This is a genomic window from Rhizobium sp. Root708 (assembly GCF_001429725.1).
In the GTDB taxonomy this organism is placed as follows: Bacteria; Pseudomonadota; Alphaproteobacteria; order Rhizobiales; family Rhizobiaceae; genus Rhizobium.
In genome coordinates this window covers 155,013-169,267 of record NZ_LMHV01000004.1, presented here as the reverse complement: position 1 = coordinate 169,267, position 14,255 = coordinate 155,013, and the positions used below count along the sequence as shown (strand labels likewise).

Below are 14,255 nucleotides of genomic sequence, written 5' to 3'. Positions count from 1 at the left end.
GCGAAAAAGGCCGGAGCTTTCGCCCCGGCCTGATATTCGCAGTTCAGAAATCGCTTAGTTGACGGACTTGTCGACCAGCTTGTTCTTGCCGATCCAAGGCATCATGCCGCGCAGCTTGGCGCCGACTTCTTCGATCTGGTGGCTGTCGTTCATGCGGCGGATGCCCTTGAAGCGCGAGCCGCCAGCCTTGTATTCCTGCATCCAATCCGAGGTGAACTTGCCGGTCTGGATGTCGTGCAGGACGCGCTTCATTTCAGCCTTGGTTTCAGCCGTGATGATACGCGGGCCGGTGACGTATTCGCCCCACTCAGCCGTGTTCGAGATCGAGTAGTTCATGTTGGCGATACCGCCTTCATAGATCAGGTCGACGATGAGCTTCACTTCGTGCAGGCACTCGAAGTAGGCCATTTCAGGCGCGTAGCCAGCTTCCGTCAGCGTTTCAAAGCCGGCGCGGATGAGCTCTACGAGACCGCCGCAGAGAACGACCTGTTCGCCGAAGAGGTCGGTTTCGCACTCTTCGCGGAAGTTGGTTTCGATGATGCCCGAACGGCCGCCGCCGACGCCGCAAGCGTAGGAGAGAGCGAGTTCAAGAGCGTTGCCCGAAGCGTTCTGGTGAACGGCAACGAGGCAAGGAACGCCGCCGCCCTTCTGGTATTCGCCGCGAACCGTGTGGCCCGGGCCCTTCGGCGCGATCATCACGACGTCGAGCGAAGCCTTCGGCTCGATGAGTCCGAAGTGAACGTTGAGGCCGTGTGCGAAAGCAATTGCAGCGCCGTCGCGGATGTTGCCGGCGATGTCAGCCTTGTAGATGTCGGCCTGAAGTTCGTCAGGCGTTGCCATCATGAGGAGGTCGCCCCACTTGGCGGCATCGGCAACGGTCATGACCTTGAAGCCGTCGGCTTCAGCCTTCTTGACGGTCGGCGAACCGGCCTTGAGCGCGATGACGACGTTGGCATGGCCGCTGTCCTTCAGGTTCAGCGCGTGTGCGCGACCCTGGGAACCGTAGCCGACGATGACGACGTTCTTCGACTTGATGAGGTTGAGATCTGCATCACGATCGTAATAGACGCGCATTTGAATGTCCTTCCCTTTGCTTGTCCTGTGACTGTTGTAAGTGGGGATCAGCCGACGAGCGGCATCTCCGCCAATACTTTCTCCGTGCCATACAGGCGCAGAAAGGCGGAAACCGCCTTCTCCGCTTGACGCGCGGTATCCTTGAGGCCGGGCTCGCCGAGCAGCATGCGGACATGCAGATCGGAGACGATCAGGCCATAAAACGTATGATATGCCTCGTCGGCATCATGAAAGCGCAGCAGACCGGCGCGCTTTCCTGAGTCGATCAGCCCCATGGCGCGGCGGTCGATCTGACGGCGACCCCGCTCCAGAAGCAGCTTGCCAAGCTTGGAGCCGTCGCGATGCGACTGGCCGATGGCGAGACGGTTGAGCGCCAGGGAAACGTCGCCGGCGAGAACCTCGAGCAGATCTCTGGAGAAGATGACGAGGTGGTCGTGAAGACTCGTCGAGGTCAGCCGCTCGCCGTTGCGCTCGAATGTGCGCACCTTGCTCGCCTGGTAGGCGATCATCGCGGACAGCAGTCCGTCACGGTCGCCAAACCACTTGTAGAGGCTTTCCTTGGAGCAGTTTGCAGCGCGGGCAACGCCCGATGTCGTCAGCGCCTTTTCGCCGCCATCGACGAGCAGACGCAACGCGTGTTCCAGAACGGCGTTCTGGCGCGGCGAAAACTCGCTGGGCTCCAAACTCTCGACGGACACGTTGCTCACTCCCGATATGTACCGTACGGTACGGTTCGCGGGCTTTATGCTGCAAAGCTCTCGGCACGTCAAGCGGCGTCATAGCAAAATTTCAGCGCATCCGCGCCGGCATATTCGTCTCCAGCCACTCGGACGGGCGAATACCCTTAAACCCCGTCAGGTTCGCGCGCCGCCTCGATGTCCCTGAGCGGAGACAGGCCGTAGACGCGACTATATTCGCGACTGAACTGCGACGGGCTTTGATATCCGACGCGGTGCCCGGCCGTTCCGGCATCCAGACGTTCCATCAGCATCAGCCGTCGGGCCTCGTGCAGTCGTAGCTGCTTCTGATACTGCACCGGCGTCATGGCGGTGATCGATTTGAAATGGTGATGGAAGGACGACACGCTCATGCTGACGTGCTCGGCCAGATCCTCGATACGCAGCGGCCGTGCGAAATTCTGCCTGAGCCATCCGATCGCCCGTGCGATCCGGTTGCCGTGACTGTCCGCGACCGCAATGTTGATCAGCCGTCCGCCGTCGGGACCGGTGAGGACCCGATAGAGAATTTCCTGTTCGATCAGCGGCGCCATCGCCGCTATATCCCCTGGACGATCCAGCAAGCGCAGCAACCTTACAGTTGCATCCAGAAACTCCGGCGTGGCCATGTTGACGGCAATGCCGCGACCCTGCCCCGGCGCTCCCGGTCGCGGAATATCCGTACGGCTGAGCAGTTCGAGTACCTTCTCGCTGTTGATCGCCAGCGTCAGACAGATATGCGGAACCTCCTCGCTGGCCTCCACCACGCGCCAGATCACAGGCAGGTCCAGCGAGGTCAGAAGATAATCGCCCGCACCATAGTTGATCACATCGGATCCGAGACGAAGGCTTTTCGCGCCCTGGATGACAATGGCGATGCACGGACGGTAGCTGCCGTGACAAGGCGCGCTCGGCGTGTGCCGGCGACTGACACCCAGGCTCTCGATGGCGGTGCGGAATTCTCCCTCGTCCACCGCGAAGCGCGCGGCAATCGAAGCGATTTCCTGATAGGGATTGAATGGCAAGGTCATGCAAGAAAAGCCCTTCGTCTGCGTGCCGGCTGATGGTCCCTATTTAGGCCAGCTTGGCGCGGCCGAAAATAGGCAATCCCCTCAATTTTGCAGGATCGTGCAAGAAGCTCGGAGGATTGCTCTACCGCCCTAATGACGATCCGGTGCATTTTCCGGCCATCCACCCAGGAACCCCGAAAGGAAGTCTCAGATGCCTATTGCAAAAGGCTATGCAGCCACCGACGCGTCGAAGCCGCTCACGCCCTTCACCTTCGAGCGCCGCGACCCCAATCCCGACGACGTCGTGATCGACATCAAGTTCGCCGGCATCTGCCATTCGGACATCCACACCGTCCGTAACGAATGGAAGAACGCCGTCTACCCGATCGTGCCGGGCCACGAGATTGCCGGCATCGTCTCGGCCGTCGGTTCCGCCGTCACCAAATTCAAGGTCGGCGACCGCGTCGGCGTCGGCTGCTTCGTCGATAGCTGCGTCGGCTGCGCATCGCGCGACGTTGACCTCGAGCAGTACATGCCGGGTCTCGTCGGCACCTACAACAGCGTGGAAGCCGACGGCAAGACGGCGACCCAGGGCGGCTATTCCGACTCGATCGTCGTCAAGGAAGGCTACGTCATGTCCATTCCGGACAACCTTCCGCTAGACGCCTCCGCTCCGCTGCTCTGCGCCGGCATCACGCTCTATTCGCCACTTCGCCACTGGAATGCCGGCCCCGGCAAGAAGGTCGCGATCGTCGGCATGGGCGGCCTCGGCCATATGGGCGTCAAGCTCGGCGCGGCCATGGGTGCGGATATCACCGTTCTCTCCCAGAGCCTTTCCAAGAAGGAAGACGGCCTGAAGCTCGGCGCCAAGGAATACTACGCGACATCGGACGAAGAGACCTTCAAGAAGCTCGCCGGCACTTTCGACCTGGTGATCTGCACCGTAAGCGCCGAAATCGACTGGAACGCCTATCTTGGCCTGATCAAGGTCGACGGCGCCTTCGTCGTGGTCGGTGCACCGGAAAACCCAATCCCGGTCCACGCCTTCTCGTTGATCCCCGGCCGCAAGAGCATCTCCGGTTCGATGATCGGCTCAATCAAAGAAACCCAGGAAATGCTCGACTTCTGCGGCGAGCACAACATCGTCTCCGAGATCGAGAAGATCAACATCCAGCAGGTCAACGAAGCCTACGAGCGCGTTCTGAAGAGCGACGTTCGCTACCGCTTCGTCATCGACATCGCTTCGCTGGCGGCGTGAAGCTTCAAACTCTAAGAACGAGGGCGGCTCTTCGGAGCCGCCTACCCTTCGTCGCGCATCGTCTCTTTTTGCGTGATCAGCCGGGCGCTATGCTGACCGCTGAGATAGATCCACAACCAGCTCCAGGCCACGGCAAAGCGTGAGCGGGTGCCGATCAGGAAGTAGATATGGGCAAGCCCCCATATCCACCAGGCAATCCATCCCTTCAGCTTGACCTTTCCGAAGTCCACGATCGCGGCACTTTGGCCGATCGTCGCAAGGCTACCCTGATGGCGATAGCGGAAAGCCTGCGGTGCCGTCTTGCCTGCGAGCCGCGCCCGAACGACCTTCGCCACATAGCCCCCCTGCTGCTTCGCCGCCGGCGCGATGCCGGGAACCGGTGAACCATCGCTTCGCTTGACCGATGCAGTGTCACCGATGACGAAGACGTCGGGCAGACCGGGCGCCGTTAAATCCGGCCCGACAACGGACCTGCCAGCACGGTCGGCAGGTATGTCGAGCCACTTCGCAGCCGGCGATGCCTGCACGCCGGCAGCCCAGACGATCGTCCGGCTTGCCAGAAAGGTCTCGCCGATCTTCACGCCATCAACTGAGCATTCCGTCACCGGCTTTCCCAAGCGCACTTCAACGCCAAGATCTTCCAGCGCCTTCTGGGCGTAGGCGGAAAGCTCCTCCGCAAAGCTCGGGAGGACACGCGGGCCGGCCTCCACGAGCACGACCTTGGTGGTCCGGGTGTCGATATTGCGGAATTCCTTCGGCATCGTCTTGTGCGCCAGCTCGGCGATGATGCCGGCAAGCTCGACGCCTGTCGGCCCAGCGCCGATGATCGTAAAGGTCAAGAGCGCGTCGCGGACCGCCGGATCCGTCGCCAACTCCGCCCGCTCGAACGCAAGTAGCACGCGCCGGCGTATGGTCGTCGCGTCCTCGAGCGTCTTCAATCCAGGCGCGACAGGCTCCCACTCGTCTCGACCGAAATAGGCGTGCGTCGCGCCGGTCGCGAGAACCAGCGTGTCGTAGTCGAGCGTTGTGCCATCCCGAAGCTGCACCTGTTTGCGCGCAGCATCCACGCCGGTGACTTCGGCCAGCAGCGTCGTGACGTCACCGCGGTCGCTGTAGAGGTGCCGAATCGGCCAGGCGATCTCGGAGGTGGACAGGATAGTGGTCGCAACCTGATAGAGCAGCGGCTGGAATAGATGGTGGTTTCGCCGATCGACCAGCGTGATGCGCGTACCGGCGCCCTTGAGGTCGTTGACGAACTGCAGCCCGCCGAAACCGCCGCCTACGACGACGACACGATGATCATCCATGGCCTGTCCTTCCATTGCTTGCTCGAAGCCAAATGTGACAGACAACAGGCGCCGTTCAATCGCTGTTTGGACATAGCACGCCTGCGTTGATCGGGCGCGTACCGATTGTCGGCACCCGGTTTCCCTCGCATAGGTTTCAGCAAGGGCAGAAATCGGTGGCGCGTTCGCGAAAAAAACCACAAACATCGCAAAGCCTCTCGGCGCAACGAGGGGCAGGAATGGGAGTAGCGGAAAACATGCGAACAATCGGATTGATCGGCGGCATGAGCTTCGAAAGTTCGGCGGTCTACTATCGCCTGATCAACGAGATGGTCCGGGAACGCTGCGGCGGTCTGAGTTCGGCTGAACTCCTGATGCACTCGGTGAACTTCGAAGACATCGTTGCCCTCCAGAAAGCCGGCGATTGGCCGAGTGCCGGCGTCCGCCTCGGTGACGTAGCGCTCCGCCTGCAAAATGCCGGTGCGGATTGCGTGCTGATCGGCAGCAACACGATGCACCTCGTGGCGGACGATGTATCGTCGCGCGTGGACATACCGCTGTTGCACATCATCGACGAAACGGCAAAGGCACTGGATGCCGCGCATCGCAGGCGCCCGCTGCTTCTCGCGACGCGATATACGATGGAGCACGGCTTCTATACCGAGCGCATGAAACGCCGGGGCATGGAGATGCTTGTTCCCGATGCGGCGGACCGAATTGTCGTGCACGACATCATTTTCAACGAACTCTGCGCAGGCAAGATCCTCGACAGCTCCCGCCGGACGCTTCACGCGATCATCGAGAAGGCGCGCGACAACGGCGCTGACAGCATCATCCTCGGCTGCACTGAGATCTGCCTCATTCTCGATCCCGATCACCTGCCGTTGCAAGGCTTCGATACGACCAAGATTCACGCCCGCGCCGCGGTGGACTTCGCACTCGGCGGCTAGCCTGCAGCAATTTAATTGACTCAGTCCAATAATAATTGGACGGTGTCTCTCAAAAGGAGATGCTGTCCCGATGCCCGACGCGATCATTGAAGCGGTGAGAGATTTCAACCGCTTTTACACCAGGTTTCTCGGCCTACTGAACAAGGCCTACCTCGACACCCCATTCACGCTGACCGACGCCCGCGTTCTCTTCGAGATCGGATCTCACGACGGTGTAAGCGCCTCGACGCTGACACGTGATTTGCAACTGGATGCGGCCTATCTCAGCCGGATTCTCAAGCGCTTCCGGGCAGAAGGCCTGATCGAAACGAAGCGCGACCCGGATGATCAGCGCAGCCAGGTGATACTCGCCACGCAAGAGGGACTGGCGCAATTTCGGGATCTTGGCGCCCGATCCAGCGCCCAGATTGCCGAGCACTTCGACGAACTCGCGACCAGTGAAAAACAGGCGGTGGTCGGCGCGATGCAGACGATCCGTACACACCTCGATCCTACAGCACCATCATCACCTGCAATCATCCGCGCCCACAGGCCCGGCGATATCGGCTGGATCGTCCAGAGCCAGGCCAGCGCCTACACCGAAGAATACGGCTGGGATGCGCGCTTCGAGGCGCTCGTGGCCGACGTCGCCAGCAAATTCCTCGCCAACTTCGATCCTGCCCTGGAGTACTGCTGGATCGCCGAACGCGATGGAAACAATGTGGGCTCGATTCTGATTGCGAACGGCGGCAACGGCATCGCCAAGCTCAGGCTTCTTTATGTCGACAAGTCGGCACGCGGCCTTGGACTAGGCAGGACGCTGGTCGAAGAATGCATTCGCTTCGCCAAATCCAAGGGCTACCGGCAGCTTTCCCTCTGGACGAACGACGTCCTGCATGCCGCCCGCGGGATCTACATCAAGGCGGGCTTCCGCCTTGCCTCCGAAGAGAGACACCGGATGTTCGGGCGCGACGAAAACGGCCAGACCTGGGTCCTCGACCTCTAGGCAGCCCATCGCAGAATTTTTCGCTTGATTTGGAAACGATCATTTCCTAATTGGTTTGATCATGACATCAGCGACGCTTGAAAGCACGACGAAATCACGGGGCCGCCCGCGTGAATTCGATATGGATGCCGCATTGGACAAGGCGCTCGGCGTCTTCTCCGAGCGCGGCTACCACGCGGCGTCGATCAGCGAATTGACGGATGCGATGGATCTCGCGGCAGGCAGCGTCTACAAGGCATTCGGAGACAAGCGCGGTATTTTTCTCGCCGCCTTCGACCGCTACCGCACCGTTCGCCGAAGTCTCCTCGAGGCAGAACTTGCCAAAGTCGGAACCGGTCGCGAGAAGGTCGAGGCGCTGCTGAACTTCTATGCGTTCTATTCCCATGGCGACGCCGGGCGCCGCGGCTGCCTCGTCGTCGGCAGTGCCAACGAACTGGCGACATTCGACAAGGACGCGGCCGATCGCGTTGCCGCCGTTTTCGCCGCAAACGAAGGCCTGCTGCTCGATCTCATCCGGGCCGGACAGGCCGACGGTTCGATTGCGGCAGCTATCGACAGCGCCGTCGCCGCGCGTGCCCTGTTGTGCCTGACGAAAGGAATGCGCGTGGTCGGCAAGACCGGACGCACCTACGACGACATGGCCGCCGTCGCTGAGATCGCCACGAAGATACTCGACTGATTTTCACCGCATGGGCCTCCCCGTGCGCCTCAAGACAATGACCATCCGACATTCCGGAGCCCGCATGAGCGTTTCTGCTTCGACGCGCCAAGACGCAACAACCGAGACGATCTCGCCGCTTATGACCTTCATGTTCGCGGCAGCCTGCGGGCTCATCGCGGCCAACCTCTATTACGGGCAGCCGCTCGCCGGTCCAATCAGCGCGTCGCTCGGCCTCAGCCCGGCAGCGACAGGCCTCATCGTGACGTTGACGCAGATCGGCTACGGCCTCGGCCTGCTGCTGATCGTCCCTTTGGGCGACCTCCTCGAAAACCGTAAGCTCGTATTGACGCTGACCGCCGTATCGGCCGTCGCCCTGATTGCGGCGGCACTTTCGTCGACCCCGACGATGTTCCTGACCGCCTCGCTCTGTATCGGCCTTTCGTCCGTCGCCGTGCAGGTCCTGGTGCCGTTCGCCGCCCACATGGCGCCGGACGCCATCCGCGGCCGGGTCGTCGGCAATGTCATGAGCGGCTTGCTCTGCGGCATTATGCTGGCCCGCCCCTTCGCAAGCTTCCTCGCCGAGGCGACCTCCTGGCACACTGTCTACTACGTGACGGCAGCGATCATGGTCGCGCTGGTGCTGATCTTGCGCGCTAATCTTCCCGTTCGCACGCCGCACACGAAGCTCAGCTACGGCCAACTGCTGGCGTCGATGGGCCACCTCGCCCTGCACTCGCGCGTCCTGCAACGGCGCGCGCTCTATCAGGCCGGCATGTTCGGCGCCTTCAGCCTGTTCTGGACGACGACGCCTTTGCTACTCGCCGGTCCGGAGTTCGGCATGACGCAGAACGGCATCGCCCTCTTTGCATTGGCGGGCGCTGCAGGCGCGATTGCATCACCGATCGCCGGTCGCCTCGCCGATCGCGGCCTGACGCGGATCGCGTCCACCTTGGCGATGGTGCTCGGAATGGCATCCTTCCTGATCGGACACTTCGCGGCGGACGGCTCGGTCACCGCCCTCGTCCTGCTGACGCTGGCCGCCATCCTGCTGGATTTCGGCGTCACCACCAATCTCGTCGTCGGCCAGCGCACCATCTATGCAATCAGCGCCGAGCATCGCAGCCGTCTCAACGGCCTGTTCATGGCAACCTTCTTTGCCGGCGGCGCGCTCGGTTCCGCCGTTGGCGGCTGGGCTTTCGCAACGGGTGGATGGTCGCTGACGGCCTGGATCGGGCTTTGCTTTCCAGCCTTCGCCTTCCTGCTCTTCCTGACCGAGCGGAAAGCTAGCGCCGGCTAGATCGCCTCGGCATCGAACCGGCTACGGGCCTCGCGAACCGCATCGTGGTTCGCCTCCGCCCAGTTCAACAGCAATGCCAGCGTCGCATACAGGGATCGACCGAGATCGGTCATCCTGTATTCGACGCTCGGCGGCTTCGTTGGAAAGACCTCGCGCTCGATATAGCCCTCGCGCTGCAGGTCGCGCAGCGTCTGCGTCAGCATCCGCTGGGAAATATCGGGAATCATCCTGCGAAGTTCACCGAACCTGTAGGGGCGTTGCGATAGCGCCTCCAGCATCAGCGTCGCCCATTTGCCGCCGATCTGCTGCATCATGTCCCGCACCGGGCAATTGCTGAAGTCGAGCTTGGAAAGGTCGATCTCGCGGCGGATCGCCGGCGCAGCCTTGCTTTTCAGGTTCACGACGGAGCCGCTCATCGGTGGTGGTTCCCTTTTGGTAACGTAGAGCCGGAAAACTGCCTGCTTTACAGCCGCGCGTCAATTCCTATTGTAGTGCTAGTCTCTTTTTGAGACCTATTGAACCTAGAGGACGACCATGAGCGAAACGATTCTCATCACCGGCGCAGCGGGACAGCTCGGCCAGCGCGTCATCCACCACCTGCTCGAAACCTACAGGGTTCCCGCAGCGAGCTTGATCGCCGCAAGCCGCGATCCCTCCAAGCTTGCGTCCCTCTCTGCAAAGGGCATCGCAACCCGCGCCGCCGACTTCGACGACCCGGCGACGCTCGAGGCCGCCTTCAAGGGCGCCGACCGTCTGCTGATCATCAGCACCGATGCGCTGGCAGTTCCTGGCCAGCGGCTCAAGCAGCACAAGGCGGCGGTGGATGCGGCAGCCAAAGCCGGCGTCAAGCACATCGCCTACACGTCGATGCCGTCGCCCGACAAGTCGCTCGTTACCTTCGCCCCGGATCATCTCGGCACCGAAAACGCCGTGAAGGCAAGCGGCCTGCCCTACACCATCATCCGAAACGCCTGGTACATGGACAACTACCTGCACGGCATGCCCCACAACCTCCAGGGCGGCAGCTGGTACACCTCGAGCGGCGATGGAAAGGTCTCCAACGTTTCGCGCGAAGACTGCGCCATCGCGATCGCAGCCGCCCTCGCCTCCGGCACCGCCGAAAGCGCCACCTACACGGTGACCGGCAGTGAATCGCTGAACGCCGATGAAATCGCTGCCGTCATCGCGAATGCCGTCGGCAAACCCTTGAAGGCCGTACAGGTGAATGACGAGCAGCTCGGCCAGGGCATTCGCGGCGCCGTATTGCCTGGTTTCGTTGTCGATATGCTTGTTTCGGCGGATGCGAACATTCGCGCCGGCAATTTCGATATCGTGACGAGTGATTTCACGGAGCTGACAGGCAAGCAGCCGCAGACGCTGAAGGACTTCGCGATCGCGCACAAAGCCGCCCTGACGGCTTGACGCTCAAGCACCGACACGCCCCGTTTTGGGGCGTGTCGGCAGAATTTCAGACCTTTTGCCCGCAGGCGCGGCAGAAACGCCGAACGGTTTCGGCCATGCCGTATTCGAGCGCATCGGCCGTGAGGCCATGGCCGATCGAAACTTCAGCAAGCTTCGGAATGCGCTTCACGAGGGCCGGAAGATTGGCAACAGTCAGGTCGTGGCCGGCATTTACACCAATCCCGAGCGCCAAGGCAGCATCCGCCGTCCGGCCAAGGTTTTCGAGGATGGGGCCTACCCGCTCCGGAGCGTCATAGCAGCCTCCGTAAGGCCCGGTATAAAGCTCGATGCGATCTGCCCCGACCTCCTTGGCGATCGCAACCGCTTCCTCATCGCCATCGCCGTCCGCAAACAGCGAGACGCGCGTTCCCATCTTCTTCAGCGACTGGATGACATCGGTCAGAAATGCCCGGTGCTTGCGAAAATCCCAGCCATGGTCGGAGGTCGCCTGCGACGGATCGTCGGGCACCAGTGTTACCTGCTCGGGAGCGACGCTTGCGCAGAGCTCCAGAAACTCTGCCGTCGGATAGCCCTCGATATTGAATTCCGCCTGCGGAAACTCGTCGTCGATGAGGTTGCGGATGGGAGGCAGGTCGGAAAAGCGGATATGACGCTGGTCGGGTCTCGGATGCACCGTCAGTCCGCTCGCCCCCGCCTTGAGCGCGATGCGCCCCAGTCCCTCGACGCTCGGCCACGGAAGGTCGCGCCGGTTCCGCAGCATCGCGACGGCGTTGAGGTTGACGGAAAGCGTTGTTGGCATGGCGACTATCCATAGATCGAAAACGGTGCCCCGCTTTTACGTGATAAGTGACGATGAAGCCAACGACATTCCTTTATGGAAGCATTTCAAAAGCTGACACCGGAGCAACCACCGCGCGAGATGCCGCAATAAGTATTACAAACTCGAAAACGGTATGATGAAACGTTTAAGTTACGCCAAAAATGATAGAAAGCGAGATTAAATCGCCTAACGGGACAATCTCTCCGATACATTGCCCTGTGATTTAAAAATGATTATTTTTAAGACTAACAAATAGTTTCGTTTCCTTCATAACATTAGGCTAATGCAACCGAGGAATCCGCCCCTCGTTGCTTCGAGACTAGTACATAACGCATAGAGGAAACCCCACTCGACCGCGCCCCGCTTCTTTGCAATGCGCAAGCTGCACGATCGTGCACAACAGGAGGGTTGATGGCAGGAAACTATAAGCGGACACTCACTCCGCAAAACGCATCTGAGCTACGGCACGAGTGCCGATTCCTGCCCACGGCGGCGCTGCCGCCGGACCTGCCGGGCAGACAGGTTCCTATTGCCGACATGGCCAACGCCTTTGGCGTCACTCATAGAACGCTGCACTTCTATGAGGAGAAAGGCCTGATCTCTTCTGGCCGCATGGGGCTGATGCGCGTCTATGATCCCGGCGACATCATGCGCATGGCCGTTATCAACGTCTGCCGCGAAGCCGGCATGGCCGTGGCGGTCATCCAGGAACTGATGCATGACCTCAGCAGGGCCGCCTCGCAGGAGGCAGCCGATGCGATGTTCCGCGCCGCACTCGAGACACGCAAGCGCGAACTCTGCGCCGATATGTCGACCCTCCACCGCCAACTGCAGCATGTCAGCGAGTTGCTGGAACAAAGCGCCGAAATGCCGGACGGGTTGCTGAACGACAACCAGCACGAGCGGGAGCTGACGGAAAAGGAACTTCGCTGCCTGTCGCTGATGGCTGAAGGCCTTTCGACCCACCGCCTGGCCCGCGCGCTCGCGATGGATGACGGCGAAGCACGTGCCGTGGAAGCTGCCATTATCGGCAAGTTCCAGGCCAACAATCGCTTTCAGGCGATCGCAAAGGCGGTGATGCTTGGGGTCGTGAGAGCCTGACGCTCCAAGCGCCGGGCCCGGCGCGATCAGCGCACGATCGTCAGCGTTTCCGCCGCGCGGGTGATGGCGGTATAAAGCCAGCGCTCGCGGGTGTCGCGGAACGCCCAGCTTTCATCGAAGAGCACGACATTGTTCCACTGCGAACCCTGCGCCTTGTGCACCGTCAGGGCGTAGCCGTAGTCGAATTCGTCGTAGCGCTTGCGGGTATTCCAGGGAATCTCGCCCTCGACATCCTCGAACGCCTGCTTCAGCAGCTTGATCTTCGCCGCCCCGCGATCCATGTCGTCGTCTTCAGGCCGGATCAGCAAATTGATCCCCGGCTTCGTGGTTTCCTTGGACGACGTCATCACCTGCCAAAGCGAACCGTTCAAAAGGCCCTTCGCCGGATCATTGCGCAGGCAGACGAGCTTGTCCCCCGTCTGCGGATATTCGGTCGAGAACCCTTTCAACTCGCGAAGGCGCTGATTGTAGCGTTTGCGCGTCCTGTTGGTACCGACGAGGACCTGATCGGCCTCAAGAACCAGCGCCTGATTGACCTCGTTTTTCGAGATCACCTTCGCCGCACCATAGTCGCCGTGCATGATCTCGTTGCCTTCGCGCACCTGCATGGCAAGCTTGATGATCGGATTGTCGCGCGCCTGGCGGTGAATATCCGTCAAAAGGTAATCCGGATCCTGATTGGTGAAGAAGCCGCCGCCGGACACGGGCGGAAGCTGGCCGGGATCGCCGAGAACCAGGATCGGCGTGCCGAAGCTCATCAGGTCCTTGCCGAGCGCCTCGTCGACCATCGAGCATTCGTCGACGATAATAAGCGCGGCCTTGGCGACAGGGCTCTGACGGTTGATCGAAAACATCGGCGCGATCGAGGTCTTGCCGGTTTCCTCGTCTTCCACAGCCTCTTCGCCGCGCGGACGATAGATCAGCGAATGGATGGTCTTGGCATTGCTGGCGCCACGCGAGCGCAATACCTGCGCCGCCTTGCCGGTGAAGGCCGCGAACAGCACGTCGCCATCGACATGCTCCGCGAAATGGCGCGCAAGCGTCGTCTTACCCGTACCGGCATAACCGAACAGGCGGAAAATCGGAGACCTTCCCTCCTTCAGCCATTTGGAAACGGCCTTGAGGGCTTCATCTTGTTGCGGGGCAAATTGCATGGTCGTTCGACTTGGCAGGATTCGCCGGGGATAGGCAAGCGAGAAAAACTCTTCCTCTACCGGGAATAAACCTTGGGGGACCGGTGTCTCATCGCAGGCAAGGAAAAAAGCCTGCCCAACCCTGTGAGGAGAAAAACATGAATTCCCTGAAGCTTCTTATTGCATCCGCCGTTGCCGCCGTCGCGACATCCGCCTTTGCCGCAGAGCCGGTGAAAGTGATGGATTCCGCCAAGGGCAAGGTCCTGACCGGCGACAATGGCATGACGCTTTATACCTTCAAGAAGGATTCGAAGGGCGTTTCCAACTGCTACGACGATTGCGCCAAGAACTGGCCGCCGCTGATGGCCGCTAGCGGCGCGAAGGCGGAAGGTGCATATTCGCTCGTCGACCGGAAAGACGGCAGCAAGCAGTGGGCAAAAGACGGCATGCCGCTCTATTACTGGGTCAAGGACAAGAAGATGGGCGACGTGACCGGCGATGGCGTCGGAGGCAACTGGGATGTCGCCAAGCCGTGAGAGGCG

General features: G+C 61.0%; 15 protein-coding genes. 8 read left to right on the top strand and 7 right to left on the bottom strand.

The window, feature by feature from the left end:
* Positions 1-54: 54 nt before the first annotated feature.
* From ilvC to ASE04_RS04865, 3 genes are all read right to left on the bottom strand, one after another.
* A complete protein-coding gene (gene ilvC / locus ASE04_RS04875) occupies positions 55-1,074 on the bottom strand; it encodes a ketol-acid reductoisomerase (protein WP_056812860.1) in 1,020 nt (339 codons plus the stop codon).
* A 47-nt stretch (positions 1,075-1,121) separates the two neighbouring features.
* Positions 1,122-1,772: a TetR/AcrR family transcriptional regulator gene (locus ASE04_RS04870; RefSeq protein ID WP_056812855.1), complete on the bottom strand. Its 651-nt coding sequence runs from the start codon at positions 1,770-1,772 to the stop codon at positions 1,122-1,124.
* Between the two features lie 146 nt (positions 1,773-1,918).
* Positions 1,919-2,821, bottom strand: coding sequence for an AraC family transcriptional regulator (locus tag ASE04_RS04865; RefSeq protein ID WP_056812852.1), 903 nt, complete (start codon positions 2,819-2,821; stop codon positions 1,919-1,921).
* A 190-nt stretch (positions 2,822-3,011) separates the two neighbouring features.
* Between ASE04_RS04865 and ASE04_RS04860 the strand changes: the two genes are divergently transcribed.
* Positions 3,012-4,058, top strand: a complete 1,047-nt coding sequence (locus ASE04_RS04860; protein WP_056812849.1) for an NAD(P)-dependent alcohol dehydrogenase — start codon at positions 3,012-3,014, stop codon at positions 4,056-4,058.
* 41 nt (positions 4,059-4,099) lie between these two features.
* On the opposite strand, the gene ASE04_RS04855 is transcribed toward ASE04_RS04860, so the two are convergent.
* A complete protein-coding gene (locus ASE04_RS04855; protein WP_056813166.1) occupies positions 4,100-5,365 on the bottom strand; it encodes an NAD(P)/FAD-dependent oxidoreductase in 1,266 nt (421 codons plus the stop codon).
* Between the two features lie 236 nt (positions 5,366-5,601).
* Between ASE04_RS04855 and ASE04_RS04850 the strand changes: the two genes are divergently transcribed.
* The 4 genes from ASE04_RS04850 (at position 5,602) to ASE04_RS04835 (ending at position 9,237) form a co-directional block, all read left to right on the top strand.
* Positions 5,602-6,294, top strand: a complete 693-nt coding sequence (locus ASE04_RS04850; RefSeq protein ID WP_056812846.1) for an aspartate/glutamate racemase family protein — start codon at positions 5,602-5,604, stop codon at positions 6,292-6,294.
* A gap of 70 nt (positions 6,295-6,364) precedes the next feature.
* Positions 6,365-7,279 (top strand): bifunctional helix-turn-helix transcriptional regulator/GNAT family N-acetyltransferase, encoded by a 915-nt coding sequence (locus ASE04_RS04845; RefSeq protein WP_056812843.1) that lies wholly within the window; start codon positions 6,365-6,367, stop codon positions 7,277-7,279.
* Between the two features lie 61 nt (positions 7,280-7,340).
* The gene (locus ASE04_RS04840) at positions 7,341-7,958 is read left to right on the top strand and encodes a TetR/AcrR family transcriptional regulator (protein WP_056812840.1); all 618 of its coding nucleotides are present in this window, start codon (positions 7,341-7,343) and stop codon (positions 7,956-7,958) included.
* A gap of 64 nt (positions 7,959-8,022) precedes the next feature.
* A complete protein-coding gene (locus ASE04_RS04835) occupies positions 8,023-9,237 on the top strand; it encodes an MFS transporter (protein WP_056813163.1) in 1,215 nt (404 codons plus the stop codon).
* Here the strand turns inward: ASE04_RS04835 and ASE04_RS04830 are convergent.
* Positions 9,234-9,653, bottom strand: a complete 420-nt coding sequence (locus ASE04_RS04830) for a winged helix-turn-helix transcriptional regulator (RefSeq protein WP_056812837.1) — start codon at positions 9,651-9,653, stop codon at positions 9,234-9,236. The two genes, ASE04_RS04835 and ASE04_RS04830, sit on opposite strands and share 4 nt — an antisense overlap.
* Before the next feature lie 118 nt (positions 9,654-9,771).
* On the opposite strand from ASE04_RS04830, the gene ASE04_RS04825 reads away from it, so the two are divergent.
* On the top strand, positions 9,772-10,659 hold the full coding sequence (locus ASE04_RS04825; RefSeq protein WP_056812833.1) for an SDR family oxidoreductase: 888 nt from the start codon (positions 9,772-9,774) through the stop codon (positions 10,657-10,659).
* Between the two features lie 46 nt (positions 10,660-10,705).
* Here ASE04_RS04825 and ASE04_RS04820 read toward each other — a convergent pair whose 3' ends face one another.
* Positions 10,706-11,458: a pyridoxine 5'-phosphate synthase gene (locus tag ASE04_RS04820; RefSeq protein WP_056812830.1), complete on the bottom strand. Its 753-nt coding sequence runs from the start codon at positions 11,456-11,458 to the stop codon at positions 10,706-10,708.
* A gap of 432 nt (positions 11,459-11,890) precedes the next feature.
* On the opposite strand from ASE04_RS04820, the gene ASE04_RS04815 reads away from it, so the two are divergent.
* Entirely contained in the window at positions 11,891-12,580 is a 690-nt protein-coding gene (locus ASE04_RS04815) for a MerR family transcriptional regulator (protein ID WP_056812828.1), read from the top strand.
* Between the two features lie 26 nt (positions 12,581-12,606).
* Here ASE04_RS04815 and ASE04_RS04810 read toward each other — a convergent pair whose 3' ends face one another.
* Positions 12,607-13,734, bottom strand: a complete 1,128-nt coding sequence (locus ASE04_RS04810) for an ATP-dependent DNA helicase (protein WP_056812825.1) — start codon at positions 13,732-13,734, stop codon at positions 12,607-12,609.
* Positions 13,735-13,871: 137 nt separating this feature from the next.
* Here ASE04_RS04810 and ASE04_RS04805 point away from each other — a divergent pair, with 137 nt between their 5' ends.
* On the top strand, positions 13,872-14,249 hold the full coding sequence (locus ASE04_RS04805; RefSeq protein WP_056812822.1) for a COG4315 family predicted lipoprotein: 378 nt from the start codon (positions 13,872-13,874) through the stop codon (positions 14,247-14,249).
* The last annotated feature ends 6 nt before the right edge of the window (positions 14,250-14,255 follow it).

Bases quoted from the DNA above. Each gene is read 5' to 3' on its own strand.
- ASE04_RS04835 (WP_056813163.1), top strand. From the start codon at position 8,023: ATGAGCGTTTCTGCTTCGACGCGCCAAGACGCAACAACCGAGACGATC.
- ilvC (WP_056812860.1), bottom strand. From the start codon at position 1,074: ATGCGCGTCTATTACGATCGTGATGCAGATCTCAACCTCATCAAGTCG.
- ASE04_RS04840 (WP_056812840.1), top strand. From the start codon at position 7,341: ATGACATCAGCGACGCTTGAAAGCACGACGAAATCACGGGGCCGCCCG.
- ASE04_RS04855 (WP_056813166.1), bottom strand. From the start codon at position 5,365: ATGGATGATCATCGTGTCGTCGTCGTAGGCGGCGGTTTCGGCGGGCTG.
- ASE04_RS04820 (WP_056812830.1), bottom strand. From the start codon at position 11,458: ATGCCAACAACGCTTTCCGTCAACCTCAACGCCGTCGCGATGCTGCGG.
- ASE04_RS04830 (WP_056812837.1), bottom strand. From the start codon at position 9,653: ATGAGCGGCTCCGTCGTGAACCTGAAAAGCAAGGCTGCGCCGGCGATC.
- ASE04_RS04860 (WP_056812849.1), top strand. From the start codon at position 3,012: ATGCCTATTGCAAAAGGCTATGCAGCCACCGACGCGTCGAAGCCGCTC.
- ASE04_RS04825 (WP_056812833.1), top strand. From the start codon at position 9,772: ATGAGCGAAACGATTCTCATCACCGGCGCAGCGGGACAGCTCGGCCAG.
- ASE04_RS04850 (WP_056812846.1), top strand. From the start codon at position 5,602: ATGCGAACAATCGGATTGATCGGCGGCATGAGCTTCGAAAGTTCGGCG.
- ASE04_RS04805 (WP_056812822.1), top strand. From the start codon at position 13,872: ATGAATTCCCTGAAGCTTCTTATTGCATCCGCCGTTGCCGCCGTCGCG.
- ASE04_RS04865 (WP_056812852.1), bottom strand. From the start codon at position 2,821: ATGACCTTGCCATTCAATCCCTATCAGGAAATCGCTTCGATTGCCGCG.
- ASE04_RS04845 (WP_056812843.1), top strand. From the start codon at position 6,365: ATGCCCGACGCGATCATTGAAGCGGTGAGAGATTTCAACCGCTTTTAC.
- ASE04_RS04810 (WP_056812825.1), bottom strand. From the start codon at position 13,734: ATGCAATTTGCCCCGCAACAAGATGAAGCCCTCAAGGCCGTTTCCAAA.
- ASE04_RS04815 (WP_056812828.1), top strand. From the start codon at position 11,891: ATGGCAGGAAACTATAAGCGGACACTCACTCCGCAAAACGCATCTGAG.